At 71.5% G+C, this 24,504-nt stretch carries 25 protein-coding genes and 2 tRNA genes; 12 read left to right on the forward strand and 15 right to left on the reverse strand.

The features are described 5' to 3' along the window. Positions 1-66: 66 nt before the first annotated feature. The 4 genes from NYF13_RS07570 (at position 67) to NYF13_RS07585 (ending at position 2,094) form a co-directional block, all read left to right on the forward strand. A complete protein-coding gene (locus NYF13_RS07570; protein ID WP_315655214.1) occupies positions 67-549 on the forward strand; it encodes a tRNA adenosine deaminase-associated protein in 483 nt (160 codons plus the stop codon). Positions 550-572: 23 nt separating this feature from the next. After that, positions 573-1,013, forward strand: coding sequence for a nucleoside deaminase (locus NYF13_RS07575; protein ID WP_315655216.1), 441 nt, complete (start codon positions 573-575; stop codon positions 1,011-1,013). A gap of 43 nt (positions 1,014-1,056) precedes the next feature. Beyond that, positions 1,057-1,144: transfer RNA gene (locus NYF13_RS07580), tRNA-Ser, on the forward strand. Between the two features lie 146 nt (positions 1,145-1,290). Then, on the forward strand, positions 1,291-2,094 hold the full coding sequence (locus NYF13_RS07585; protein ID WP_315655217.1) for an SAM-dependent methyltransferase: 804 nt from the start codon (positions 1,291-1,293) through the stop codon (positions 2,092-2,094). A 26-nt stretch (positions 2,095-2,120) separates the two neighbouring features. On the opposite strand, the gene NYF13_RS07590 is transcribed toward NYF13_RS07585, so the two are convergent. After that, positions 2,121-2,690, reverse strand: a complete 570-nt coding sequence (locus NYF13_RS07590) for a hypothetical protein (RefSeq protein ID WP_315655218.1) — start codon at positions 2,688-2,690, stop codon at positions 2,121-2,123. 866 nt (positions 2,691-3,556) lie between these two features. Continuing rightward, positions 3,557-3,856: a hypothetical protein gene (locus NYF13_RS07595; RefSeq protein ID WP_315655219.1), complete on the reverse strand. Its 300-nt coding sequence runs from the start codon at positions 3,854-3,856 to the stop codon at positions 3,557-3,559. A 348-nt stretch (positions 3,857-4,204) separates the two neighbouring features. On the opposite strand from NYF13_RS07595, the gene NYF13_RS07600 reads away from it, so the two are divergent. Then, entirely contained in the window at positions 4,205-5,131 is a 927-nt protein-coding gene (locus NYF13_RS07600; RefSeq protein WP_315655221.1) for a TauD/TfdA family dioxygenase, read from the forward strand. Between the two features lie 23 nt (positions 5,132-5,154). Next, the gene (locus tag NYF13_RS07605) at positions 5,155-5,601 is read left to right on the forward strand and encodes a limonene-1,2-epoxide hydrolase family protein (RefSeq protein ID WP_315655222.1); all 447 of its coding nucleotides are present in this window, start codon (positions 5,155-5,157) and stop codon (positions 5,599-5,601) included. Between the two features lie 654 nt (positions 5,602-6,255). Here NYF13_RS07605 and NYF13_RS07610 read toward each other — a convergent pair. The 3 genes from NYF13_RS07610 to NYF13_RS07620 all read right to left on the reverse strand — a co-directional run bounded on the left by NYF13_RS07610 (position 6,256) and on the right by NYF13_RS07620 (position 8,499). Next, the gene (locus NYF13_RS07610) at positions 6,256-6,864 is read right to left on the reverse strand and encodes a DUF3558 domain-containing protein (RefSeq protein WP_315655223.1); all 609 of its coding nucleotides are present in this window, start codon (positions 6,862-6,864) and stop codon (positions 6,256-6,258) included. Then, positions 6,865-7,008, reverse strand: a complete 144-nt coding sequence (locus NYF13_RS07615) for a hypothetical protein (protein ID WP_315655224.1) — start codon at positions 7,006-7,008, stop codon at positions 6,865-6,867. 453 nt (positions 7,009-7,461) lie between these two features. Next, entirely contained in the window at positions 7,462-8,499 is a 1,038-nt protein-coding gene (locus NYF13_RS07620) for a CapA family protein (protein ID WP_315655226.1), read from the reverse strand. A gap of 182 nt (positions 8,500-8,681) precedes the next feature. On the opposite strand from NYF13_RS07620, the gene NYF13_RS07625 reads away from it, so the two are divergent. Further along, a complete protein-coding gene (locus tag NYF13_RS07625) occupies positions 8,682-11,132 on the forward strand; it encodes an endonuclease/exonuclease/phosphatase family protein (protein WP_315655228.1) in 2,451 nt (816 codons plus the stop codon). A gap of 103 nt (positions 11,133-11,235) precedes the next feature. Then, entirely contained in the window at positions 11,236-11,814 is a 579-nt protein-coding gene (locus NYF13_RS07630; protein ID WP_315655230.1) for a hypothetical protein, read from the forward strand. Here NYF13_RS07630 and NYF13_RS07635 read toward each other — a convergent pair whose 3' ends face one another. The 6 genes from NYF13_RS07635 to NYF13_RS07660 all read right to left on the reverse strand — a co-directional run bounded on the left by NYF13_RS07635 (position 11,815) and on the right by NYF13_RS07660 (position 16,870). Beyond that, positions 11,815-12,186 carry a hypothetical protein gene (locus tag NYF13_RS07635; protein WP_315655231.1) on the reverse strand — a complete coding sequence of 124 codons (372 nt, stop codon included), beginning with the start codon at positions 12,184-12,186 and terminating at the stop codon, positions 11,815-11,817. Next, entirely contained in the window at positions 12,183-14,945 is a 2,763-nt protein-coding gene (locus tag NYF13_RS07640; protein ID WP_315655232.1) for an FtsK/SpoIIIE domain-containing protein, read from the reverse strand. The genes NYF13_RS07635 and NYF13_RS07640 overlap by 4 nt, the downstream gene beginning before the upstream one ends. 26 nt (positions 14,946-14,971) lie before the next feature. Continuing rightward, a complete protein-coding gene (locus tag NYF13_RS07645; RefSeq protein ID WP_315655234.1) occupies positions 14,972-15,220 on the reverse strand; it encodes a hypothetical protein in 249 nt (82 codons plus the stop codon). A 7-nt stretch (positions 15,221-15,227) separates the two neighbouring features. Further along, positions 15,228-15,488 (reverse strand): hypothetical protein, encoded by a 261-nt coding sequence (locus NYF13_RS07650; protein WP_315655236.1) that lies wholly within the window; start codon positions 15,486-15,488, stop codon positions 15,228-15,230. Positions 15,489-15,982: 494 nt separating this feature from the next. After that, positions 15,983-16,067 (reverse strand) — tRNA-Ser (locus NYF13_RS07655). Positions 16,068-16,117: 50 nt separating this feature from the next. Then, positions 16,118-16,870 (reverse strand): protein phosphatase 2C domain-containing protein, encoded by a 753-nt coding sequence (locus NYF13_RS07660; protein WP_315655238.1) that lies wholly within the window; start codon positions 16,868-16,870, stop codon positions 16,118-16,120. 77 nt (positions 16,871-16,947) lie between these two features. Between NYF13_RS07660 and NYF13_RS07665 the strand changes: the two genes are divergently transcribed. After that, positions 16,948-18,702 (forward strand): N-6 DNA methylase, encoded by a 1,755-nt coding sequence (locus NYF13_RS07665; RefSeq protein WP_315655239.1) that lies wholly within the window; start codon positions 16,948-16,950, stop codon positions 18,700-18,702. 25 nt (positions 18,703-18,727) lie between these two features. Beyond that, positions 18,728-19,618, forward strand: coding sequence for a serine/threonine-protein kinase (locus NYF13_RS07670; RefSeq protein ID WP_315655240.1), 891 nt, complete (start codon positions 18,728-18,730; stop codon positions 19,616-19,618). Here NYF13_RS07670 and NYF13_RS07675 read toward each other — a convergent pair. Next, the gene (locus NYF13_RS07675; protein ID WP_315655241.1) at positions 19,615-20,121 is read right to left on the reverse strand and encodes a hypothetical protein; all 507 of its coding nucleotides are present in this window, start codon (positions 20,119-20,121) and stop codon (positions 19,615-19,617) included. The two genes, NYF13_RS07670 and NYF13_RS07675, sit on opposite strands and share 4 nt — an antisense overlap. A 237-nt stretch (positions 20,122-20,358) precedes the next feature. Between NYF13_RS07675 and NYF13_RS07680 the strand changes: the two genes are divergently transcribed. Further along, complete coding sequence (locus NYF13_RS07680) at positions 20,359-21,042, forward strand: L,D-transpeptidase (RefSeq protein ID WP_315655242.1); 684 nt, start codon at positions 20,359-20,361, stop codon at positions 21,040-21,042. A 118-nt stretch (positions 21,043-21,160) separates the two neighbouring features. Next, positions 21,161-21,733, forward strand: coding sequence for a L,D-transpeptidase (locus NYF13_RS07685; protein ID WP_315655243.1), 573 nt, complete (start codon positions 21,161-21,163; stop codon positions 21,731-21,733). Here the strand turns inward: NYF13_RS07685 and NYF13_RS07690 are convergent. From NYF13_RS07690 to NYF13_RS07700, 3 genes are all read right to left on the reverse strand, one after another. Further along, a complete protein-coding gene (locus tag NYF13_RS07690) occupies positions 21,726-23,246 on the reverse strand; it encodes a 3-hydroxyacyl-CoA dehydrogenase (RefSeq protein ID WP_315655244.1) in 1,521 nt (506 codons plus the stop codon). The genes NYF13_RS07685 and NYF13_RS07690 overlap by 8 nt on opposite strands. A gap of 176 nt (positions 23,247-23,422) precedes the next feature. Continuing rightward, positions 23,423-23,623: a hypothetical protein gene (locus tag NYF13_RS07695; protein WP_315655245.1), complete on the reverse strand. Its 201-nt coding sequence runs from the start codon at positions 23,621-23,623 to the stop codon at positions 23,423-23,425. Positions 23,624-23,838: 215 nt separating this feature from the next. Beyond that, entirely contained in the window at positions 23,839-24,453 is a 615-nt protein-coding gene (locus tag NYF13_RS07700) for a hypothetical protein (protein WP_315655246.1), read from the reverse strand. Between the last annotated feature and the right edge of the window lie 51 nt (positions 24,454-24,504).

A 24,504-nucleotide genomic window follows, 5' to 3' on the forward strand; every position in this document is an offset into this window, starting at 1 on the left:
ATAGTGGCACGCTCCTTCGGGTGCACCGTGCGTGCGCGCGTTTCCCCGGCGGAATACGGTGTGCCCATGGCGGTGCAAGAGCCGGTCACGGGCTTCGCGGTAGCTGTGGTCCGAGAAGACGGTCGGTGGCGGTGCAGTGCGCTGGATTCCGCGGCGCTGACGGAGCTGGACGCGGCGATCACCGAGCTGGGGAAACTCCGCTCGACCGGGGCCGCGTTCGGGCTGCTGGCCGTGGACGACGAGTTCTTCGTGATCGTCCGGCCGAGCCCGCGGGGCCCCGCGCTGCTGCTCTCGGACGCGGCCGCGGCGCTGGACTACGACATCGCGGCCGACGTGCTCGACGTGCTGCGCGTCGACCCGCCGGACGAGGACGACGAGGCCGTGTGGCCCGAGGGTGACCTCGAGATCCTCACCGATCTCGGGCTGCCGGGCGTCGAGCTGGAAGTTATCGTCGGAGAGGTGGACCTCTACCCCGACGAGCAGCTGCAGATGGTGGCCCAGAGATGCGGGTTCGCACCCGAGTTCACGAAACTGCTGGACGAGCTCTGAGACGCCCGGCCGACACCGAAGCCGTGCAGGCCGCCCTCGAAGCGGCCCGCGGTCCCGGCGCCGATGTGCCCATCGGCGCCGTGGTGTTCGGCCCCGACGGCCGCCCCCTCGCGGCGGCCCGCAACGCCCGCGTGGAGCTGGGCGACCCCACCGCCCACGCGGAGATCCTGGCCTTGCGCGCCGCCGCCCGGGTCCACGGCGACGGCTGGCGCCTGGAGGACTGCACCCTCGCCGTGACCCTGGAGCCCTGCACGATGTGCGCGGGCGCCCTGGTGCTGGCCCGGGTCGCCCGCCTGGTGTTCGGCGCCTGGGAGCCGAAGACGGGCGCCGTGTCCTCCCTCTGGGACGTCGTGCGCGACCGCCGGCTCAACCACCGCCCGGAAGTCCGCGGGGGCATCCTGGCCGAGGAGTGCGCCGGAGTGCTGGAAACCTACTTCGCGACCCGCCGCCCGCAGCTGTCCTGAACCCCCTGCGGACGGCGGATGGCGGTCCGGTATATTCCTCGGCGGTGGCGTGTCCGAGCGGCCGAAGGAGCACGACTCGAAATCGTGTGACGGCTAATAACCGTCCGTGGGTTCAAATCCCACCGCCACCGCTCAGCCGAGGCGCAGTGGTCCCGTGGAAATCGCGGGCTGCTGCGCCTCGCTGCTTTTCCGGGGTGCGACCCCGAGTCGGCCCGGGGGCCTCCGCTTCCCCGCCGGTGGTCGCCACGGTGTCGAGGTGCGGCCTAGGCTGACGCTCATGAGCAGTTCACCGGAAGCGCTGCCGCCGGTCAGCCGGACGGCTGTGGGAGTGGCCGGGTTGCGGGCGGTGGAGAGCGGGCGGCCCGACCGGCTGTTCGAGGATCCCTACGCCGGTGCGTTCTTCCAGGCGGGGCAGGCGTTGTTCCCGGCCGAGGCGCGCGGCGGCGGGCTCGGCCGGGTGTTCGCCGAGCAGGTGGCGATCCGGACCCGGTTCTTCGACGAATTCCTCGAAGGTGCGGACCAGGTGGTGCTGCTCGCGGCGGGGCTCGACGCGCGGGCGTTCCGGCTGGACTGGCCCGAAGGCGCGCGGGTGTTCGAGCTCGACCTGCCCGAGGTGCTGGAGTTCAAGGACGCCGTGCTGGCCGCCCGGTCCGCCCGGCCGCGGTGCGAGCGCGTGGTGGTCCCGGTGGACCTGCGCGAGGACTGGCCCACGGCGTTGCGCGAATCCGGGTTCGCACCCGAGCGGCCGACGGCGTGGCTCGCCGAGGGGCTGCTCGTGTACCTCGACCACGACGAGGCGGCGCGGCTGCTCACGGACGTCACTGCGTTGTCCGCGCCCGGCAGCCGGATCTCCTTCGAACACCGGTCCGAGGACGACGAGCTCCTCCGACGCGCCCGCGCGGTGCCGAACAGCGCGGACGTCACCGGTCTGTGGAAGGGCGGTCTCGGCCGCACCGCGCCGGAATGGCTGACCGAGCACGGCTGGCGGCCCGAGACGCACTCGCGCACGGAACTCGCCGCGGGGTACGGACGGCCGTCGGAGGAGACGACCAGCGGCGGGTTCCTCGTCGGGACCCGCTGATCGTCCTCAGTGGACGATCGGGGGGCTCAGCCCGGGATCACCGGCGTGCCGAACGGCTCCAGGACCGGGATGGTCTCGACGATGGTCGAGACGCCCGTCGCCACGGCGCGCGCGATCGAAGCGCAGGCCGCGGTCACGGGGTAGACGACGTCGGTCGAACGGTCTCCTGCCAGGACGGCTTCGGCCGCTGCGCGCGCGGTCGCCCCGATCGCCGTGACCTGCTCGGCGGTCTGGACGGCGAGCCGGTCCAGGAGATCGGCCAGGTCGAGCCCGACGGCCGCGGTCCGGGCTGCGGCCTCCGCGGCTTGCCGATAGTGGGCGTCCAGCTCGTCGGCTCGGCCGCGGAAGAGTGCGGCGGGTTCACCGCCCCAGCGCCGTTCCGCGCGGTGCGCCCCGCGCTCGAACTGCAACCGCGCGGTGACCAGCACGTCACGGCCGCTGGAGAGCTTGCGCGCGGATTCGCGGATGGCCTGCGGTGAACAGTCGATCTGCCGCAACGCCGCGACCGGATTGGGCGCCCCGAGCCGCGCCCCCGCGCCCCGCAACGGCTCCAACGCCGCGGCGGCCCGCTCCAGCGCCGGGTGGAGGAACGGCATCAGGAAGCCTCCGCTCGGGGCTTCTTCGCCGTGGACGAGACCGACCCGGCCGACACTACGGGTGAAGCGGGCTTGACTGTCCTCGCACGCTTCTCCCGCGAAGGCGATTTGGCCGACGTCGCGCGGGTAGGGGGGAGACGCGGCTCGGCTGCCCCTGGGCGTGACGCAGGTGCGATCGGCCTGCTCGCTGCCACGCGTGTCGTGGGCGAAGCAGTCGCAACCGCTGCCATGCGCGTCGCGGACGAAGCAGTCCTAACCGCGGTCACGCCTGTCGCGGGTGAAGCAGCCGTAACCACGGCTACACGCGTCGTGGGTGAAGCAGTCGTAACCGCGGTCACGCCTGTCGCGGATGAAGCAGCCCTGACCGCGGCTACGCGCGTCGCGGGTGAAGCAGCTGTAACCGCGGCTACATGCGTCGTGGGTGAAGCAGCCGTAACCACGGCCAGGTGCGTCGCGGGTGCGATCGTTTTGCTCGCCGCAGCGCGTGTCGCGGGTGAACCAGCCCTGACCGTGGCTATGCGTGTGGTGGGTGAAGCAGCCGTAACCACGGCCACGCGCGTCGCGGGTGCGATCGTTTTGCTCGCTGCCGCACCTGCTGCGGGTGAAGCAGCCCTGACCGCGGCTATGCGTGTGGTGGGTGAAGCAGGTCCGGCCGCGGCTAGGTGCGTCGCGGGTGTAATCGGCCTGCTCGCCGCAGTGCGTGCCGTGGGCGAAGCAGCTCCGACCGTGGCCACGCGCGAAGCAATCGAGCCTGGCCCAGGCACCGCCGCACGTGTCGTGGGCGAGGTAGCCCTGACCGCGGCCACGCGCGTCGCGGGTCTGAGCGGTTCAGCCGGCTCCGGGCGTGGGAACGGCATCGGTGCCTCTCAGCTGAACAGTGCGGTGGCCGTGATCGGGCGGAGGCGGTCGGCGTGGCCGCCTGCGGCCATGCGGAGCAGGCCGGCCAGGTCGGAGGTGGCGTCGCCGAGGACGCGGGCGTCCACGTCGCGGGCGGCGAGGGCGGCTTCCCAGCGGGCGGCGAGCTCGCGGGCGGGCGCGGAGATGCCGAAGGGCGTCGACTCGATGCGGGCTTCGGCGAAGCGTCCCGCGGCCTGGTCGGCGTCGGCGGCGGCGTGGTCCAGTGCGTCAGCGGCGGTGCGCAGCCGTTCACTCGTCGAGCCTGGCATGGGACTCCCCTCCCTGGGCGCCGCTCCCGACGAGCGGCCGGTCACCGGGCCGGCCCCCCACCCGTCACCCTGTAGGGGGAGATCTAACCCCATCACCTCCTGTGTGGTCACCCGGCCGGGCGGTGGCCGGTTCCACATCGTGAAGCGGCTTGACCGCCCGAGCGGGGCGTGACGATCATCGGGCCATGTCAGTGACCCGGGATCTGCCGTCGGCCGGACGGGCCCCGGCCCGGTCGGCCGACGAGGGCGTGACGGCTCTCCTGCGGCGCCGCGGCCGGCTCGGCTCCCCGCCCGCGTAGGCGAATTTCCGCTCAACCAAGCCGAATTCTCCGAGCATCGGGAGTGACCGTGTCGATCGAGCTTCCTACCCGCCTCCGCTCCGCCCCAGTGCCCGCAGACGGCATCGTCGAGGGTCCGCGCACCCTGCGCCGCCTCCCCGAAGGTGCCGAGGACCGGTCGTACGAGCTGTTCGGGCTGCGGCCGCTCAGCCGGGTGATCGGGGCCGAAATCTCCGGCGTCGACCTCGGAGCGTCATCGGCCCCCGCGCTGCGCGCCGAGCTGAACCGCGCGCTGCTGGAGTGGAAGGTGCTGTTCTTCCGCGACCAGCGCATCACCTCGGCGCAGCAGCGCGCGTTCGCCGCGAACTGGGGCGAGCTGGAGACCAACCCGTTCCTCGAGCGCGGCGAAACCGATGAGGTCGTCCGGTTCACCCGCAGCGCGGGCCTGCCGGGGTACGAGAACATCTGGCACACCGACGTCACCTGGCGCCCGAACCCGGCGCTCGGCTCCGTGCTCCGCCTGGTCGAGGTCCCACCGGTCGGCGGCGACACGATGTGGGCCGACATGGCCGCGGCCTACGACAACCTCCCGGCCGACGTCCGCGAGCGCATCGACGGCCTCACCGCCGTGCACGACTTCATCCCCGGCTTCGACCGCTTCACCGACCCCGACCTGCTGGCCCGCTGGCAGGAGCGGTTCCCGCCGGTCGAGCACCCCGTGGTCCGCACCCACCCGGAGACCGGGCGGCGCACGCTGTTCGTGAACCAGTCGTTCACCACGCACATCACCGGGCTCGACCGCGCGGACAGCGACCGGCTGCTGCGCTACCTCTTCCAGCAGGCGCACACCCCGGAGTTCCAGGTCCGCTTCCGCTGGGAACGCGATTCGGTGGCGTTCTGGGACAACCGCGCCACCCAGCACTACGCGGTCAACGACTACCACCCGCACGCCCGGGTGGCCGAGCGCGTCGCGATCGTCGGGGACAAGCCGTTCTGAGCCCGACGGCCTAGCCTGGGGGCATGACTGAACCGAAGGCCGTGGTCACCGGTTTCCTGCAGGCACTCGAAGAACTCGACATCGACCGCGCGCTCGGCTACGCGGCCGTCGACATCACCTACCAGAACGTGCCGCTGCCGCCCGCCCGCGGGCTCACGGCCGTGGAGAAGCAACTGCGGACGATGGCCCGGTTCGGGTCCGGGTTCGAGGCGCGGACCCACCACATCGCCGCGGACGGCGACGTGGTGCTCACCGAGCGCACCGACGTGCTGCGCAAGGGCTCGTGGGAAGCGGAGTTCTGGGTGTGCGGCACGTTCGAGGTCCGCGACGGCCGCATCGTGCTCTGGCGCGACTACTTCGACTGGACGACGGTGCTCGCGGCCGGGGCGAAGGGCGCGGGCCGGGCGGCGATCGCCGGCGCGCGCACGCTGATCGGGAAGTACCGCCCGGTCAACGAGATCGGCCGCTGAACCGGCCGGGCCCGGTCCGAAGTGGACGGACCGGGCCCCACCGCACCCCCCGGGGCGGGCTCAGGTGCCGCGGTCGCGGACTGCGCGGGAAGAGCCCGCGCCCGCGGCGTTTCCCGAACCGCACGGACACGCAAGCCGAGCACGATCAACCCCCACATGATCGTGTCGCCTCCCCCCGCGCCGAGCGGCCGGTGAGCGCCGGCGCGATCCGGACGAATGTGGTCTGGGCCACTTTCCGGCCGCTCGCAAGTAAGGTACCTCCGCCCTCACCCGCCCGGACCCGGGCTTGAGCTGCATTTAACGCAGATGGGCCGGATGGGGGATAGGACCGAACCATGCCACCTGGTCCCGTCTGGCCCAGTTCAGACGTGCGGACCCGGTTCACCCCGATCCAGGTGGGGCGGTGACCGGCACGGTCACCGCCCGTCACGACGGCTGTGGTCACGCCCCGAAACCGCCAGAACCTCATCCGGCTGAGACCGCAGTGGCGCATCACCAGCCACACCACGCCCACAGACGGGCCCGGAACTTCCGGTTACCGCACCCGGGCGGCCGGGTTGCGCGTTCACCTTCGGGTGATGGGTTGGCACCCAGGCGATTTCCCGGACGCCATGGCGTCCGGTTAGCCGTTGCGAGGGTAAGGACGAGGGAGGGTCAGGCGGCGCCCTTCAAGTGCTCGATGACCGCTTCCCCCACGTGCTGTGCGCTCGTGCAGGAGTTCGCTTTGTTCTCCCCGGTCGTGATGCTGGTCGCGACGGCGAAAGCGAGCTGGTCCGTGATTCCGACCCACAGCGTGCAACTGCCGGATGCGCGGCCATCCTGAGTGTCCGCGAGGACCCCGGGATATCCACCGACGGTGACCGGCTGGAAGTACGCCTGCCTGGACTTCTGGTCGTAGATGTCGCTGATACCGCGGTTGTTCTGCGGCACTGCCCCTACGTTCACGTGGTTTTCCTGAATTTCACCACTCCACCCGCACAGAGCAGGCTGTCCCTGTGTGGCCTTGCCCGGGGAGACCAGCCCGAGGTCCTTCAGCTGCGCATCGGTCAACGCGCTGCAAGGATTCTCCAGCAGTCCTTGCGTCGGCAGCGGGGCGGCCACTTTCAACGACGGATCGACCGATGGCGACGCATTGGGTGTGTAGGACGAGTTGTCGCTGGCTGAGCCACCACCCCCACCACAGCCGGCAAGCAACCCTGCGGCGACGGCCGTCAAGATCAACACAGCACCGGTTCGATGCGGGTACGAGCTGTATGCAGGCACTCAGAAGTCACCTTTCTTCTTGACGGCGTCGTGGGCTTCCTGCTCCGCTACCGTGATCTTGTTCTTGGCGTATTCGTCGGACGGCGCTTTGACGTTCGCGATGATGCGCGCTTGCCCGAGATCGTTTTGCAGTTCGGACAGCAACTCCTCCCACTGCTTGATGACCCCGTCGACTTCATCGATGCTTAATTCGCGAGATCAGCGGTCCTGATGCTAACGCAACAGTCCATGTCCACCCCGAAACGAAAGAGGGAGCTCCGCCGCCCACGCGACGCAGACAACGAAGGCTCGATCGTTGACCAGTGTTGTGAACTCAGGAAGGGTGCTCAACCTGGCTTGCGAGCCTGGTGGTCCAGGTGGGTTCGCAGATCTGGACAGCGTGCTGGCCGGTCATTGACAGTCCGCCATCGCGGCCGTGTCGAGGGTCGGATACGCGGCCATCCGGTAGGTCAACTCAGCAGACCGCCGAGGGCACTTTCGATCGATGTCGTGGGTATGAGGCTGCGGAAAAAATCGGCACCGGCGTCCCACCGGACATGCGCCGGTAGGCCGAGCTGCATTTGACGCAGATGGGCCGTCCGGGTGACGAACCGGATTTCAGCGTCGGGGGGCGCTCAATCCCGGCACTGAGCCGATGCCGTCGCGCACGGTGATTCGCGTCGAGCGGGCTGCGGACAGCGCCGCGACGTGGTGCAGTGCCGCGTCTGCCGGTGCTGCGGCCAGCGGTGCGCACGTGTTGTCCTCGCCGCGGCGCACCGGGATCAGCTCCAGCCGCGGTTCGGCGCCGAGCACGCAGCCCGCCATCAGCCCGTCGAGGTGCCGCCCGCGCATGGGCGGCCAGTCGAAGACGAGGTTGCCCAGGCTGTAGAGGATGCCGCGGCCGCGGTAGACCTCGACCGCCTGCACGGTGTGCGGCCCGTGGCCCACCACGAGGTCGGCGCCCGCGTCGACCAGCGCGTGCGCGTACGTGACCTGGTACTCGGCGAGTTCGTCGCCCGGCAGCCCCCAGTGCATCGAGACGACCACGTGGTCGGCCGCGGCCCGGGCCCGGTGCACGTCGGCGACCACGCGCTCCAGGTGCTCCTGCACGGGGGTGGTGCGGACGATCGGGGGACGGCCGGGCACCTCGGACACCCGTGGGTCGGGCTGGTACGAGGTCAGCGCGCCGGCCACCGCGACCCCCGGCGAGTCCGCCGTCGCCGCCTGCCCGACCGGCCAGCAGATCGAGGTGTAGGCCAGGAAAGCGACCCGGCGCCCGGACCGTTCGAGCATCGCCGGGGTGTGGGCGCCGGTCAGGTTCGCGCCCGCGCCGCAGTGCGCGATGCCGGCGCGGTCGAGCACGGACAGACTGGCCATCGCCGCCGCCGGTGGGTAAGTCACGTTGTTGGCCGAGGAAACGACATCGATTCCCGCGGCGGTCAGCGCGCCGACCATTTCGGGCGCGGAATGCCGCCAGTTCGGTTTGTGCGGGATGTCCGCCCCGTCGCGGTCACCGGCCGAGCCGGACAACGGCCCTTCGAGGTTGACGAACCGCAGGTCCGCGCCCTTGAGCAGCGGCGCGAGCGCGTCGAACGCCCGGGCGGGCTCGGTTCGGCCCTGGAGGTTCACGTCGCCGCCGAGAACCAGAGTGATCACCGAGTCAACCCGTCCAAAGGAGGAATTCCCTCACGTCCGTCACGAATTGTTGCCTTATCGTCTTCCTCCCCTTCGCTTGTCCGGGGGACGATGCGTCGACCGTTCAGTTGCAGAGGGGACTCAGGGTGACCATATCCCGCCGCTCGGCCGGGGGTAGCACCACCGGCGCCAGAAGAGCCACGTTGTCCGTGGCGGTAGTAACGGGTGTTGTGCTGAGCGGCGTCGCCGCACCGGCCGCGCTCGCCGCGCCCAGCGCGGACGCGGTCATCGCCGAGGTCTACGGCGGTGGCGGGAACTCGGGGGCCACGCTCACCAACGACTTCGTCGAGCTCGGGAACCGTGGGGGCACGGCGTTCCCGCTCGACGGCTACAGCGTGCAGTACCTGCCCGGCTCGGCGTCGCCGAGCAGCACCTGGCAGGTCACCGGACTGACCGGCAGCATCGGCGCCGGGTCGCGTTACCTGGTCGCCGAGGGCAAGGGGGCCGGCGGCACGGTGGCGCTGCCGACGCCGGACGCGACCGGCACGATCGCGCTGTCCGCGACCGCGGGCACCGTCGCGCTGGTCAGCGGCACCACGGCGTTGACCTGCAAGACCTCCGCCGACTGCGCGGCCGACCCGCGGGTCAAGGACCTGGTCGGCTTCGGCGCCGCGACCGTCCGCGAGGGCAGCCCGACCGCCGCCACGGCGAACGGGACCTCCGCCGCGCGGGCCGCGTCGCTCGCCGACACCGACGACAACAGCGCCGACTTCACCGTCGGTGAGCCGACGCCCACCAACTCGAAGGGCGAGACCACCGGCGGCGATCCGGGCCAGCCGCCGGTCGATGCGAAGATCCACGACATCCAGGGGATCACGCGGATCTCGCCGTTCAAGGACAAGAAGGTCGGCGACGTCACCGGCATCGTCACGGCGGTCCGGGCCTTCGGCTCCTCGCGCGGGTTCTGGATGACCGACCCGAAGCCGGACAGCGATCCGCGCACGAGCGAGGGCCTGTTCGTGTTCACCGGTTCGACCACCCCCGCGGTGGCGGTCGGCGACGCGATCACCGCGACCGGCACGGTCAAGGAGTACTACCCGGACGCCCCGGCGACCTCGAACTACCAGTCGCTGACCGAGCTCGGCAGTGCACAGTGGACGGTCGACTCGCACGGGAACCCGCTGCCCGCCCCGACCGTCATCACGCCCGACCAGGTGCCGGACGTGCTGGCGCCGAACGCGGGCGGCAACATCGAGCCACTGCCGCTGGAGCCGGCCAAGTACTCGCTGGACTTCTGGGAGTCGCACGAAAGCGAGATCGTCAGCGTCTCGGACGCGCGCGTCGTCGGCCCGAGCAACGACTACGACGAGCTGTACGTGACCACGAAGCCGCAGCAGAACCCGACGCCGCGCGGCGGCACGGTCTACACGGGCTACGACAAGATCAACACGGGCGTGCTGAAGGTCCAGTCGATCATCCCGTTCGGCCAGCAGCCGTTCCCGAAGGTCAACACCGGCGACGTGATCACCGGGGTGACCTCCGGCCCGCTGGAGTACAGCAGCTTCGGCGGCTACACGCTGTTCGCGTCGCAGCTCGGCGCGGCGAAGGACAACAGGCTGCAGAAGGAGGTCACGCGGCGGCAGCGCCCGGGTGAGCTCGCGGTGGCGACGTACAACGTGGAGAACCTCTCGCCGGCCGACCCGGACACGAAGTTCGCGCAGCTGGCGCACGGCATCGTGGACAACCTGGCCGCGCCGGACGTGGTGAACCTGGAGGAGATCCAGGACAACGACGGTCCCACCGACGACGGCGTGGTCGCGGCCGACGTGACCCTCAAGAAGTTCACCGACGCCATCGTCGCGGCGGGCGGTCCGCGCTACCAGTCGCGCGAGATCGACCCGGTGAACGACCAGGACGGCGGCCAGCCGGGCGGCAACATCCGGGTGGGCTTCCTGTTCAACCCGGCTCGCGTGTCCTTTGTGGATCGGCCCGGCGGTGGCGCGCTGTCCGCGGTGGACGTGGTCACCGACCACGGCAAGGTGCACCTGACCCAGTCGCCGGGCCGGGTGGACCCGACGAACGAGGCCTGGACCACCAGCCGCAAACCCCTGGCCGGCGAGTTCGTCTTCCAGGGCCGCACGGTGTTCGTGATCGCCAACCACTTCAACTCGAAGGGCGGCGACCAGCCCACGCACGGCCGCTACCAGCCGCCGACGCGCAGCTCGGAGGTCCAGCGGCAGAAGCAGGCCACCGTCTTGCAGGCTTTCGTGGGCAAGCTGCTGACCGCGGATCCCGGCGCCAACGTGGTGGTGGCGGGTGACCTGAATGACTACCAGTTCTCGCCGGCGTTGGCGAAGCTGACTTCGGGCGGGTACCTGAAGGACCTGATCTCGACGTTGCCCGTCGCGGAGCGGTACAGCTACGTGTTCGAGGGCCAGTCGCAGGTGCTGGACCACATTCTGGCTTCGGCCGCCCCGCGGGGGGTGGACTACGACGTGGTGCACATCAACGCGGAGTTCGCGGACCAGGCCAGCGACCACGATCCGCAGATCGTCCGGTTCCGGCCCTCGACGGGGAACAAGCTGGCCGATTTCGGGTACGACCTGCTGGACTACGTGGATCAACTGCTGGGGAGAACCGCGCCGCGCAAGTAACTGCTCGTCGCAGACGTCGGAGGCCGCCACGGATTTGCCCGTGGTGGCCTCCGACGTGTGGGTGGTGGTCTAAGCTCGGGCGCTCACGAGGAATGGGGGCGGGGTGACGGAACAGGGTGGCACCGGGAAGAAGGCTGGCTGGGGAGCACTCGGTCACCAGTGGATCACCGCGATCGCCGCATTGATCACCGCGCTGACCGGAGCCGGGTTCTTCATCGGCCGGGCCAGCGTCCCGAGCGGCGGGGTGCAACCGGCCCCGGTCACGACCACGGTCACGGTCCGGGCCCCATCTGGAGACGGACCTGTCGCACTGCCATCGAGCAGCAAGGTTCAACCGGATGCTGATCCGAATGTCTATTACTCCGGCCCGTTCACCTGGGGCACCGCCAACATGGACCTGAGCCCACCAGCGGCCACGGGCAGTGGTGACATCCAGGCGATCGGCGCTGATGATCTTTATACGACCGGCGGTAGCGTGTTGAAAGTCTGGGCGGACAGCGGTACTCCGGGAAAGGACGATTGTAAGAATCTCGCTCTTTCGGAGGGCACCAGCGAAGCCTCCAAACTCCACCCGGGCAGCCTGGTCTGCGGAGTCACCGTGAAGGGCCGCCCATTCAGGCTGACCGTGAGCGTCGCGGGCAGCAATGGCATCATCACCGATGTCACCGTCTGGAACAAGTAGTCAGCGCTTGGCCCGCCACCCCAGCCCCAGCACCGCCTGCACCAGCTCCTGGTAACTGGGCTTCACTTCCTCCAGGTACCGCTCCAGGTACTGCGGCCGAGCCGTGGTGACCGCCCGCGGTTCCTCGGAAGTGTCCACAAAGGTCAGACGAGAAACGTTGTGCAGGGCCATTTTCCACCAGCGCGAGGCGCGTTCCGCGGCCTTCTGCTCGCGTTCGGCCGCGGCGGCGACGGCGGCGTGGGCTTCGGCCAGCTGGCGCTCGATCTCGTCCGCTCGGGCGAGTTCCCAGGCGCGCAGGTTTTCCGCCGAACCGCGGGCCATGCCCACGACCTCCTTGTAGCGCATGGCCGCGCCGGGGTTCTCGCCGGTCATGGGGTGCCTCCCGCGGGGTCGGGGTCGGGGCGCTGGAACGGGATGATGACCTCGGGTGCCCCGTGCGTCGTGCGGTCGAAGAACAGGGCGCGGCCGGGGCGCGGGGACCAGTGCACCACCAGGCCCGCGGCGAACGGGGAGAGCTCGTTGCCCTGCACGTCCAGCGCGGCCCAGGTGCCGATGTCGTCCGTGCCGCCGAAGCCGAGGGTGTCCTTCAACCGCGCGATGCTGCGCCACCAGCCGATGGTGTGCACGCCGTGGCCGGGGCCCTGCTTCAGCACCGCGCGCAGGTGGTCCAAGCCGCTCTTGAGCTGGCCGGCCGCCTTGGCCTCCAGGGCCGGTAGCGCCGCGTCCACTCCGTAGAGCAGCAGGATTTTCGTAGCTACGTCCGAAGTGGACATCGATTCCGCCACCGACTCCAGGGTGGCCGCCAGATCGCCCAGTTCTTCCGTGAGGGTGGCGACGTGGCCTTCGGCGCGTAACCGTTCGGTCAGCTCCAGCACGGCGGGCGCGCAGGCGTCGATGGGGCAGCTCAGCACGAACTCCACCTCGCCCACGTCGAACTGGCGGCTCAGCGACCGGGCCGCCGAGTCCATGATGGACAGGGCCTCCGCCGTCGCGCCGCCCAGGACCGCGACGTTGCGGCCCGGGGCGCGCGGCAGCTCCACGCCGCAGGCCGCCTCCGTGACGTCGATGGACTGGCCCAGCAGCGCGCGCGGCTTCGAACTCGGCTTGAGCTCGGTGTAGGCCGGGAACTGCTCCAGCACCGGCGAGTGCGCGCCGTCGAACAGGCGCGGGCGCGCGAACCGACCGGAATAGCGCTCCCACAACTGGTGCTGCAGGTTCACGAACACGTTGCGACTGCTGGAATCCGGCACGTGCGCGAGCATGTTGCCGTGCGCGACGCCGGAATCGTGGTTGATCACCGCGTGCCACTTGGGCGCCGAGACCGCCGCGTTGTTGGTCTCCGCCAGCACGCGCCGCGCCTTCGGCATCGCGATGCGCAGCGTGCACTGCTCGAACACGGCCGGCTTGCCCCAGAACGCCTCGATGCCCGCGACGTCCTGGCTGGCCAGCACCAGGTGGATGCCCTGCGAACGCCCGCGCCGTGCGATGTCCTCGAGCAGTTGCGTCGCCTGGGCGGTCACCTGGTCACGGCCCGCGAACAGGTACTGGAACTCGTCGATCACGGCCACGATCCGCGGCCAGTGCCCGCCCGGGTCCTGCTCGCGCAGGTCGGCCAGGTTGGTCACCTCGTGCTCCTTGGCCGCGGCCGAGCGCCGGCGCAGCTCGTCGGCCAGGAACCGCAGCAGGGCCAGGCCGAACTCGCGGTCGGTGTTCACGTTGACGCCGACCAGTTTCGCGTGCGGCAGCCAGCTGGCGTCCTTGCGGCCGGGCGCCAGCCCCGCGAACGAGACGCCCTCCTTGAAGTCCAGCAGGTACAGCGCCAGCTCGTCGGGGGTGTAGCGCGCGGCCAGGCTGCCCAGCAGCGCGTAGAGGAAGTTGGTCTTGCCCGACCCGCTCGGCCCGCCGATCAGGGCGTGCGGGCTGGCGTCGCCGATCACCACCTCCACGCCGTCGCCCTCGTAGAACCCGACGGGCGCGCGCAGCTCCCGCGCCGAGCTCTCCCGGCCCAGCTCGGTGGGCAGCAGGTCGGCGAACGAGCGCGGCCCGCCCTGCTTGGCGATCAGCGCCTCCGCGATCCGCCCGGCCGCGCGGATGACCTGACCCGAGGGCAGGGCCGGGTCGAGATCCACGACCAGGTCGGAGCCGGTCATGCTGCTGACCGCGCGCCGCTCGTCGAGCAGGCTCAGCGTTTCGATGGACGCGCTGACGGCCGTCGGCACGTCGACCAGGATCAGGCAGATCCCGGCGTCGAGCGCGCCGCTGGCCACGCGCTTGAGGTCCCGCGCGCGCTCGGGCTCCAGCGTCTCGCCGTTGCCGTACAGCACCGCGATCCGGTACGGCTCCACGCGCTGGCCGGTGGCTTTCCTCAGCTCCCGCAACGAGGTGTGCCCGGCCTGCATGCCGGTCGCGTGGATGCGGCGGATGTGGCCGGCCAGCTCGTCGAGCAGGTCTTCCAGCCGCGTCGGGTCGTAGAGCGACAGCGCGCTGGTGCGGCTGAGCGGGTAGAGGTCGGGCAGGATCGCGGTGAGCTGCCCGACGTCCCACAGGTGCACCTTCACCGCACCCGGCTCGAGCGTGGAGAGCACCCGCATCAGCAGGTTCTGCACGATCCCGTCGACGACCGGCCGCGTCTTGGGCGCCGAGGAGATGGCCAGGTGGGACTCGTCCAGCAGGGGGACGGCCACGTCGAAGGTGCGGGAGATGTCGCGTCCCGCCGCCGTCGCCGAGCCGACCCGCCAGAGCCCCGGGGCACTCACGCCGGGGTTGGTGCCGACGCGTCCGAGCCATTCACCGGGCGGGCGCCCGGCGGGGCCCGGAGCGTTCGCCGCGACCAGCTCGCGCAGGGCGTTCGGCCCCTCGCTCCAGTCGGTGTAGAACGCGTTGCGGACCCCGCCGAGCGACGCGAACACCTCGTGCGCGGCCGGGTGCCGCGCCCACTCGGTCTGCTGCTCGGCGTCGGCGTGGTTCATGCCGATCCGGACGATTTCCTGCTCCAGCGTCAGCCGGGACAGCTCGGCCTCCGCCATCTCCCGCGCGCCCGCCGCCGCGCCGAGCACGAGCCCGATCTGGTGGCGGACCCGCTCCAGCGCGGTCTGGACGCGGTTGCGCTGCTCGGTTGCCTTGTTAGCCATCGGTTTCGCTCATGACGCGGTCGTCCCTACAGGCGTGACTGGTATCCGCCCACCAGTTCGTCGGCGGCGGCTAGACGGGTGAGCAGGTGGTCGAGTCCCTCGACGGCCACCGCCAGTTGCTGCGGCAGCCACGGATCGGCCTTCGCCTGCGCATCGACGAGCGCCTGCCGGGCGTCGCCGAGCAGGCTCTTCGCCCGCTCGGCCTGTGCGCGCCCGGCAACGAGGCCCGCCCGTGCGGCGCTGAGCAACTGGTGGATCTCGCCGAGTCCCGACACGGTGGGGTCAGAGCCGGGCCGAGTAGGAGTCGGCCGAGGAGATCCCGGCCTGGATCGTGCTCTGCATCCCGCTGATCCCGTTCAGCGCTTCGGCGAGCAGGCCGTGGGCCTGGTTGACCTCGTGCTGGCTGCTGCCCTGCGTCGCCTGCGAGAGCGACATCTGGGCCTCCTCGAGAGCTTGCGCGGCCTGCTGTAGTGCGGCGATGCTCGCGGAAGCCTTCTCGTTCGCGACGGCGATACCAGCGCGGATTTCTTCCACTCCGGCCATGTGGGCGGACTCCTCGGGATGTCGGGGGTGAAACGACCACACACAAACTTAGCGTGATCAGGTGTTTTCGGTAAGTGAGTGAGAACAGAAGAATCGACAAGGCCCCGGACGTGGTGACGTCCGGGGCCTCGCGGGCGGCGGCGGACCGGGTCCGGAAACGGCCGGCCCGACCCCGCGCACCAGCTTGTCTACCTGCGTGAATCGAGCCGGTCGCGCTCTGCCGCGCCCAGGTCAAGCCGGTATTCGTGACACCGAAGAACCTCTCCGAGCGGGTACGAACAAGTCTGTCGCGAAGCCTAGCGGGTGCCTGCGGATAGCCGAGTCCTGACCCGTCCGGACGCCGCGAATTCGGGTATCGGGGTTTTCGGAACGGGCTTTTGCGTATGCGTGGGCGGCGATGGGTCGGCTTCGCGGCCCGCATTGACTTCTCCGGCCCGGAACGACCGAACGCCGGACTGCTCACGAAGAGCAGCCCGGCGTTCGGGGTAATGCGGCGGAGGATACAGGATTCGAACCTGCGAGGGCGTGAACCCAACACGCTTTCCAAGCGTGCGCCTTAGGCCGCTCGGCCAATCCTCCGTGGAGAAGGGTACCGGACGGGGTGTCGCGGTCCGGCAGGTGGTCCGGTGTCAGGGGGCTTCGAGGACGTCGGCGACGACGACGGTGATGTTGTCCGGGCCGCCGCCCTCGTTGGCCAGCGCGATCAGGGCCGGGACGACCTCGGCGGGGGTGCCGGGTTCCAGCACGTCCCGGATGGCGGGCTCGCCGGCGCCGGCGGTGAGCCCGTCGGAGCAGAGCAGGTAGCGGTCCCCAGCCTGGGGGGTGAACGTCCAGAGGTCAGGTTCGCCCGAGCCGGTGCTCAGCAGGGCCTTCATCAGCAGGGAGCGGCGCGGGTGGTCGGCCGCGTCGGCCTGGGAGATGCGGCCGTCTTCGACCAGCGCCTGGACCAGGGTGTGGTCGTGGGTGAGGCGGTGCAGGTCGCCGTCGCGCAGGAGGTAGGCGCGCGAGTCGCCGATGTGGGCGGCGGCGAAGCGGGTGCCGTCGAACAGGAACGCGGTCATGGTGGTGCCCATGCCCTGGGTGGCCGGATCGGCCTCGGCCACCTCGGCCAGGCGCGCGTCGATGCGCCGCACGGCGTCGGACAGGGTTGCGCCGAGATCGAGGGTGGCCAGTTCGAGTCCGGCCAGCTCCGCGTCCAGGCTCGCGAGCACCCCGACCGCCGTCGCGCTGGCCACCTCTCCGTGGGGCTGGCCGCCGATGCCGTCGGCGACGGCGAGCAGGCGCTCGCTGGCGTAGACGGAATCCTCGTTGATCCGGCGTCGTCGTCCGGTGTCGGAGCCCGCGGCGTACCGCAGGGTGAACCGGGACTGCTCGTTAACCATGACTCCATGAAACCATTGGTTGATTGAGTTAACAAGCAAGATGATGGAAACCACGGTCATCAGCTAGGGTGCTGGCCATGGAAGACGACGCGGCAGTCAGCGCCGCTGACATCGCCCGGCTGGCGGGTGTGCGCCGGGCCGCGGTGAGCAACTGGCGGCGGCGCCACGGCGACTTCCCCCGCCCGGTGGGCGGCACCGCCTCCAGTCCGCTGTTCTCCCTGCCCGAGGTCCAGACCTGGCTGCGCGGCCGCGGCCGCCCGTTCGAACTCGCCCCGATCGACCGCGCCTGGCAGCAGCTTCGCGCGCTCGGCGACGACCTGGAGCTGGGTGCCCGGGTCGCCTCCGCCGGAGATTACCTGGTGCACGCCGCCCCCGGGCCCGGCGACGATGCCGACCTGATCACGATGCTGGCCGGGCTGGCCGGGGACCAGGGCGCGGCGTGGACGTTCGAGCAGCTCTGCGAGCGTTACTTCGAGGCCCACTCCCGACGGCTTTCGCCCACACCGCCCGAATACGCCGACCTGATGGCCCGGCTCACCGGGGCCAGGGGGACCACCGTGCTGGACCCCGCGTGCGGCTTCGGCTCGCTCCTGCTCGCCAGCGGCGCCGCCCGCGCGCGCGGCCAGGACAGCGACGTCACCACGGCGAAGATCGCCGCGCTCCGGCTGCGGCTGCGCGGCGTCGACACCGAGGTCCACGCCACCGACGCGCTCCGGGACGACGCCTTCACCGGCCAGGAGGCCGACGTCGTGCTCTGCGACCCGCCGTTCAACGAGCGCGCGTGGGGCCAGGAGGAGCTGGTCGGCGACCCGCGCTGGGAGTACGGCCTGCCGCCGCGCGGCGAGCCCGAGCTGGCGTGGGTCCAGCACTGCCTGGCGCACGCGAAGCCCGGCGGCACGGTCGCGATCCTGATGCCGGGCGCCGCCGCGGGACGGCGCAGCGGCAAGCGGATCCGCGCGAACCTGCTGCGGGCCGGGGCCCTGCGCGCGGTGGTCACCCTCGCGTCCGGCGGCCCGGACCTGTGGCTGCTGACGCGTCCGGCCGCCGGGCAGCGCCCGCCGGCCACCGCGCTGATCGCCGAGGCCGAGGTCGCCGAGGTCGAACCGCTGTGGCGCGCGTACACCGAGAAGCCGGACGTCACCGGTGAGCGGATCATCGACCTGCTCGACGACGACGTGGACCTCACACCCGCGCTGCGCCGCACCGTGCGCGAGGACGTGGGCCAGGCTTTCCTGGCTGCGCAAAAGCTTTTCGACAACGCCGGGTTGCGGCTGCCGCCGCTGGAGCCGGCCTCGGCGGAACTCGCGCACACCACCGTCGGCGAGCTGGTGAAGTCCGGCGCGCTCGAGATCTGGCACGCCCCGCCGCGGACCGCCGAGGGGGACGAGCCCCTGCTCACCGCCGACGACGTGCTGGCCGGGGGGCCGCCCACCGGTCGCGCGGCGCCCGACGAGGCGGCCGTGACCGCGCACCCGGGTGACGTCGTCGCATCCGTCACCGGAGCCGTCGGGGTCCACGACGGACCGCCGGTGCGGCTGGGCCCGTCGCTGTCCCTGTACCGGGTGGACCCGCAGCGGCTCGACGCCGAGTTTCTGGCCGGCTGCCTGCGCGCGGCCGACTTCCCCGTGCACAGCGCCTCCACCCGCATCGACGCGCGCCGGCTGAAGGTGCCGCGGTACCCGCTGGAGACGCAGCGGGCGTACGGGGCCGCCTTCCGTTCGCTCGCGGAATTCGACCGGGCGCTGCGGACGACGGCGGAAATCGGCCGTGACCTGGTCCGGCTAGGCTTTGCCGCGCTCGCCGAAGGACGGCTCCGGCCCGGTGCCGGGTGAGCGCCGCGACGCCGTGAGGGGACCCATGCTCATCGCCGATCGTTACGAGGTCGACGAGCTGCCGCTGGGCCGCGGCGGGATGGGCGCCGTGCACCGCGGGCACGATCGTCGGCTCGGCCGGCGCGTCGCGATCAAGCTGTTGAGGCTGCCGGGGCGCGACGAAGAGCTTGAAGAACGCTTCGCGCGCGAAGCCCGGATCCTCGCGACGCTCGATCACCCGGGCGTCCCGGCGCTTTACGACTTCGGCACTTACGACGACCGATTGTTCCAGGTCATGCAGTTCGTCGAAGGCGCGACGGTGGCCGACCTGCTGGCCGAGCACGGTCCGCTGCCGGTCCCGTGGGCGGCGGCGATCGCGGCCCAGACCGCCGCCGTGCTGTCCGCGGCGCACGCGCGCTCGGTCTGCCACCGGGACCTGAAACCGGCCAACCTGATGCTCGGCCCCGACGGCAGCGTGAAGGTGATGGACTTCGGCCTGGCTGTGCTGCGTGAGACCGACGTCGCCCGCTTCACGCGCGCGGGGCAACTGCTGGGCACGCCGTCCTACATGGCGCCGGAGCAGATCCAGCGCGGGCTGGCGGAGCCTCGAAGCGACCTGTACGCGCTGGGCTGTGTCCTACACGAGATGCTCACCGGCTCCCCGCTCTTCACCGGCCCCACGGCGTACGCGGTCTTCGACAAGCAGGTGAAGGACGCGCCGTCAGCCGTGCAGGGGGTGCCGTCCGCGCTGAACGCCGTGCTCTCCGCGACGCTGGCGAAGGATCCTGAAGAACGGCCTGCCGGCGCGGACGTGTTGTACGCGCGCCTCACGCCGTTCGTCCGCGATCTGCCGCCGTTGCCCGGTTTCCTCCAGCCGGCGGCCGGGCCGAGCCCGGCCCGGATGTACGCGCGGGTGGTCGGGCGGATGCCGTCCTAGGCCCGGACCGGACGGCGGTCCTGCTCGGCCAGCGGCAGGCCGAGGCGCTGGATCCGCAGGTAGGTCAGCGCGTTCTGCACGCCGATGCTGATGCCGAGGGTGAGCATGATCGTCGACGAGGTCAGGGTGCCGCTCACCCCCAGGGCGAGGCCGAGGAAGCCGAAGCCGACGCGGACGGCGATCGTGGCCAGCCACAGGACCAGGGTGAGGGCCGAGCCCTGCTGGAAGGTCGTGCCGTCCCGGCGGGTCAGGGTCGTGGTCGAGCTGCGCAGCGCCCCGAGCGCGCCCAGCACCACGATGTCGACCGCGAGCAGCGCGAGTTCGCCGGCGCTCGCCTGCGGCAGGGCCTTGAGCGCGGTGAAGAAGCCGATGGCGACCAGGATGGCCGGCAGCACCAGCAACCCCCGGCGGCTCAGCAGCGTGCCGCGCAGCTGGCGGTAGATCACGCGGTAGAAGACCAGCGCGGCGAGGGCGACGTAGAGCAGGATCGTGGCCGGGTTCATCGGGGCTCCTTGATTTCCGTGGTGGGTCCAGCTTCGGCCGGACGGCCCCGGATCTCATCGGCGCTCGGGCTGGTACCGGGTGGATCTGCCGCCTCCACCCACGGGTGGAGGCTCACCCACGAGGGGGAGTGGCTACCCGATCGTGACCTTCCGTTCGCAACCGGTGGTGGGTGACGATCGTCTTTTCCGGTGACAGCGGTCGCCTGACCGTTCGACGGACTTCGGGGGTGCCGGATCGTGAAGAGGATCTTGATGGGTGCGGTGGTGCTGGCCGGCGCCTTCGCACTGGCCGCGTGTTCCGGTTCGCCCGGCGCCGGGTCCACGACCGGCGGCGGCGCGGTGGCCGCGGGGGCGGGTGGCGGGGCGCCCTCGGCCACGGCCGTCACGCCCTCGGCCACGGCCGTCACGCCCTCGGCCACGGCCGTCACGACCCCGGCCACGAGCAGTTCGCCGAGCCCGGTTTCGAGCCCGCCGTCGAGCCCGGCCGGCTCGCCGAAAACCACCCCGGCCACCAAGACGACGCCGCCGAAGCCCAAGCCGGCGGCGAGCACCGCGAACGTGCCGTGCGCGAAGGCCGCTTCGGCCGGCGGTACCAGCGCCTGCGTGGACCTGTCCGCGCACCGCGCGTGGCTGCTGCAGGACGGAAAGATCGTCTACGGGCCGGTCTCGATGCTGCCCGGCCAGAAGGCGAACCCGACCCCGACCGGCACGTTCCACGTCCTTTCGCGGGAGAAGATGCACTACAGCCGCGAATTCGACGACGCGAAGATGCCGAACTCGGTGTTCTTCTACCCCGGCGACGCCTTCCACACCGGCAGCCTGAAGGCGTACTCCCACGGCTGCGTGCACCTGTCGGCGACGTCCTCGCTGAAGTTCTTCAACACCCTGGCCGTCGGCGACCTGGTCCAGGTCGTGCCGTAAGGGGACGCGCGGGCCGGGTCGAGGTTGCGGTGAGGTTCACCGCCCCGGCGAAGTCAACCTCGGCCGGGCCCGGCACGTCTTGATCCCGTAAGGCGAAACCGAGCTTCGGGGGTACGACGTGCGGGTCAAGAAGATCCTGATGGGACTGTCCACTGTGGCCGCCGCCGCGCTGGTGGGCGCGTGCTCGGCCGCGGGCGCGACGACGGCGGGGACCGCTCTCCCGTCCGCTCCGGCCACCCCGGCGACCTCGTCGGCCGCGCCCTCGACTCCGCAGAGCCCGCCGGCGCCGCCGAAGTCCTCTTCGGCCGCCCCGGTCAAGGAGAAGAAGGAGATGGCGCCGGGGGTCCCGTGCACCGTCACCGCGAAGGCGTGCGTGGACCTCTCCAGCCACCAGGCCTGGCTGCTCGAGGACGGCAAGATCACCTACGGCCCGGTGAAGACCATGCCCGGCAAGGCGGGCAGCACGACCCCGCTCGGCACGTGGAAGGTGCTGTACAAGGAGAAGATGCACCTGAGCCGCGAGTTCGACAACGCGCCGATGCCGAACTCCGTGTTCTTCTACAACGGCGTCGCGTTCCACCAGGGCTCACTCAGCCGCTATTCGAACGGCTGCGTGCACCTCTCGCCGAGCGCTTCGCTGAAGTTCTTCACCACCCTCGACCGGGGCGACGAGGTCCAGGTGGTCAAATGAGGTCGGCCGGCCGGGTCCCCACGCTGGTCAGCGGCAGTCCCAGCGCCACGCGCTCGGTCAGCCAGCGGCTCGGCCGGTACCGGGGGTCCCCGGTGGACTCGGTCAGGCCGGTGAGCACGCGAAGCACCTTCTCGGGGCCGACGAGGTCGCCCCACTCCAGCGGGCCGCGCGGGTAGCCGAGGCCGAGGCGCACGGCGGTGTCGATGTCCGACGGTGCGGCCAGGCCCTGGTCCGCGAGGTAGCAGGCGGTGTTGACGATGGACGCGAGCAGCCGCTGGGCGATGGGGGCCGGGCCGTCGCGCACGATGGTCACCGGGCGGCCGGTCGCGGACAGCGCGCCCCAGGCGGCCCGGCCCGCCGCCGGTTCGAGCCCGGGGTGCACGGACAGGGTGAAGCGGCGTTCGCAGACGCCGAGCGCGTCGACCCCGGCCACGCGGCCGGCGGGCAGGCCCGCCCGCGCGGCAGCCTCCACAGTGGACTCACCGCGCAGCGTCAGCAGCAGCACGGCGTCGGGGTGGGCGTCGGAGACGACCTGCACCCCGGCGCCGGCCAGCTCCCGGCCCAGCCGCTCGTCCGAGGTGAACACCGGCCGGTCCGGGACCGGCGGCGCGGCCGGCTCCGGCGGGACCTCCTGCTTCCCGTCCGCGTAGCGGTAGAAGCCCTCGCCGTTCTTGCGGCCGAACAGCCCGGCCGCCACCCGCGGGCGGGTCAGCCAGGACGGGCGCAGCCGCGGCTCGGAGTGGAAGCCGCTCCAGATGCTCTCCAGCACGGCGTGCGAGACGTCCAGGCCGGTCAGGTCCAGCAACTCGAACGGGCCGAGTTTCAGCCCCAGCACGTCGCGCGCGACGCGGTCGACGTCCGCCGGCTCGGCCAGCGACTCCGAAAGGATCTGTAGCGCTTCGGTGTTCAGCCCCCGGCCGGCGTGGTTGACCAGGAACCCCGGAGCGTCCCGCGCGAGCACCGGCTCGTGGCCCCAGCGGCGGACCAGCTCCAGGGCCTCGCCGGGCAGCCAGTCGTGCGTGCGCACCCCCGGCACGACCTCGACCAGCCGCATCAGCGGGACCGGGTTGAAGAAGTGCAGCCCGATCACCCGACCCGGGTCCGCCAGTCCGGCCGCGATCGCGGTGACGGACAGGGAGCTGGTGTTGGTGGCGAACACGGTTTCCGGTGCGCAGACCCGTTCCAGGCCGCCGAACAGCGCGCGCTTGGTCTCCAGGTCCTCGCGGACGGCCTCGATCACCAGGTCCACGTCCTCGGCGGGCGCGTCCGGCGCGGACACGGGCACCAGCCGCGCCTTGGCCGCCCGGGCCTGCTCGGCGGTCAGCCTGCCCTTCGCCGTGAGCCGGTCGAGCATGCCGCCGACGAACTCGATCGCCTCCGGCACGGCCTCCGCCCGCAGGTCCGCGAGCTCGACGGTGACCCCGCCGACCGCGGCCAGCTGGACGATCCCGCGGCCCATGACCCCGGTCCCGATCACCCGGATCCGGCCGACCCGCCCGGCCCATCCCGTCACGTCGAACCCGCCTTCCCGCGATTTCCACCCTCGGCAAACCTACCCGGTTCGCCCGGCTTCAGCGGGGCCGACGAGTTCTCCCGGGCGGGCGCCGCGCCGTGGCCGCGGCGCCGAACAGCAGCGCGACGACGCCGGGTGGGTGCCGCAGGGCCGAGGCCGACCCAGCGGGCCACGCCTCAGTCCGTCTTCTTCCTCGACCGGCGCACGCCCGTGACCAGGAGAGCGAGGCCCACCACGATCGCGGCCAGGCCGATCAGGAACCACAGCTTCTGCCCGGACATGCCGCTGCCGGTGATCACGTTGGACCCCTGCAGGGTCCACAGCACTCCGATCAGCAGCACGACCACTCCGGCCACCGGTGAAATCCAGCGTGGCATCGGTATCCCCATTCCAGGTCCGGGCGAGCGTGCGCAGGCCGAGCCTCGCCGGCACGCGGGAGACGTGCGTCTTCACAGTCTCCTCCTCGACCTGCTCCCGGGCACCGCAGGTCCCGATAGCCAGGTCCCGATGGCCGCTTCGCGGGGTGCCGAGGACCACGGGGAAAGCGGCGGCACGACGTGAGGGGAACGCCGTGCCGCCGCCGGGAGCCGGGTCAGCTGCCGTAGCGGCGGCGGCCCTGGCCCGGCTGGCCTTGCCCGCCGCCGGGGCCCTCACCGGGCTGGACGGCGGCGGCTTCGCCGAGGGTGGTGGCGGTGGCCGTCGTTCCGTCGACCTTGGCCACGACGGTGAGGTCGGCGCCCGACTCCACCTCGCCCGTCTTCCGGGTGGAGGAATCGATGGTGTAGGTCTGCTTGTAGCCGTCCTTGCTGGTCAGCGTCACGGAAGTGGCGCTGAGCTCGGAGGCGGCGCCGGTCTGCAGGCGTTCGGTCACGTAGCCCCCGGACGGGTCGGCGACCACGAAGTCGCCGTGCAGGGCGCCGCGGAGGGCGGCCGCGCCGCCGAAACCGCCCGCCCGGCCGCCGAAACCACCCTGGCCGCCCGGTCCACCGGGAGCCCCGGGGCCGCCGGGCCCGGACCGGGTCGAAGTGTCGCCGGAGCTGGTGCCCGCCCAGATGGCCAGGCCGCCGCCGGCGGCGATCACCACGGCGACTCCCGCGGCGATCGCGGTCTTGCGGCCGGACCAGGGCTTCTTCTCCGTGGGGGCGGGGGTACCGGGCGCGGCGCCCCAGGTGGGGCCCGGTGCTGGGTCGGTGGGCTGGGTCGTCATGGTTCCTCCGGTGCTGCGGACTCGTCCGCACCGAGGTTCGGCCGCCTCGCT

The organism is Amycolatopsis sp. PS_44_ISF1 (assembly GCF_032335455.1).
Taxonomy (GTDB): Bacteria; Actinomycetota; Actinomycetes; order Mycobacteriales; family Pseudonocardiaceae; genus Amycolatopsis.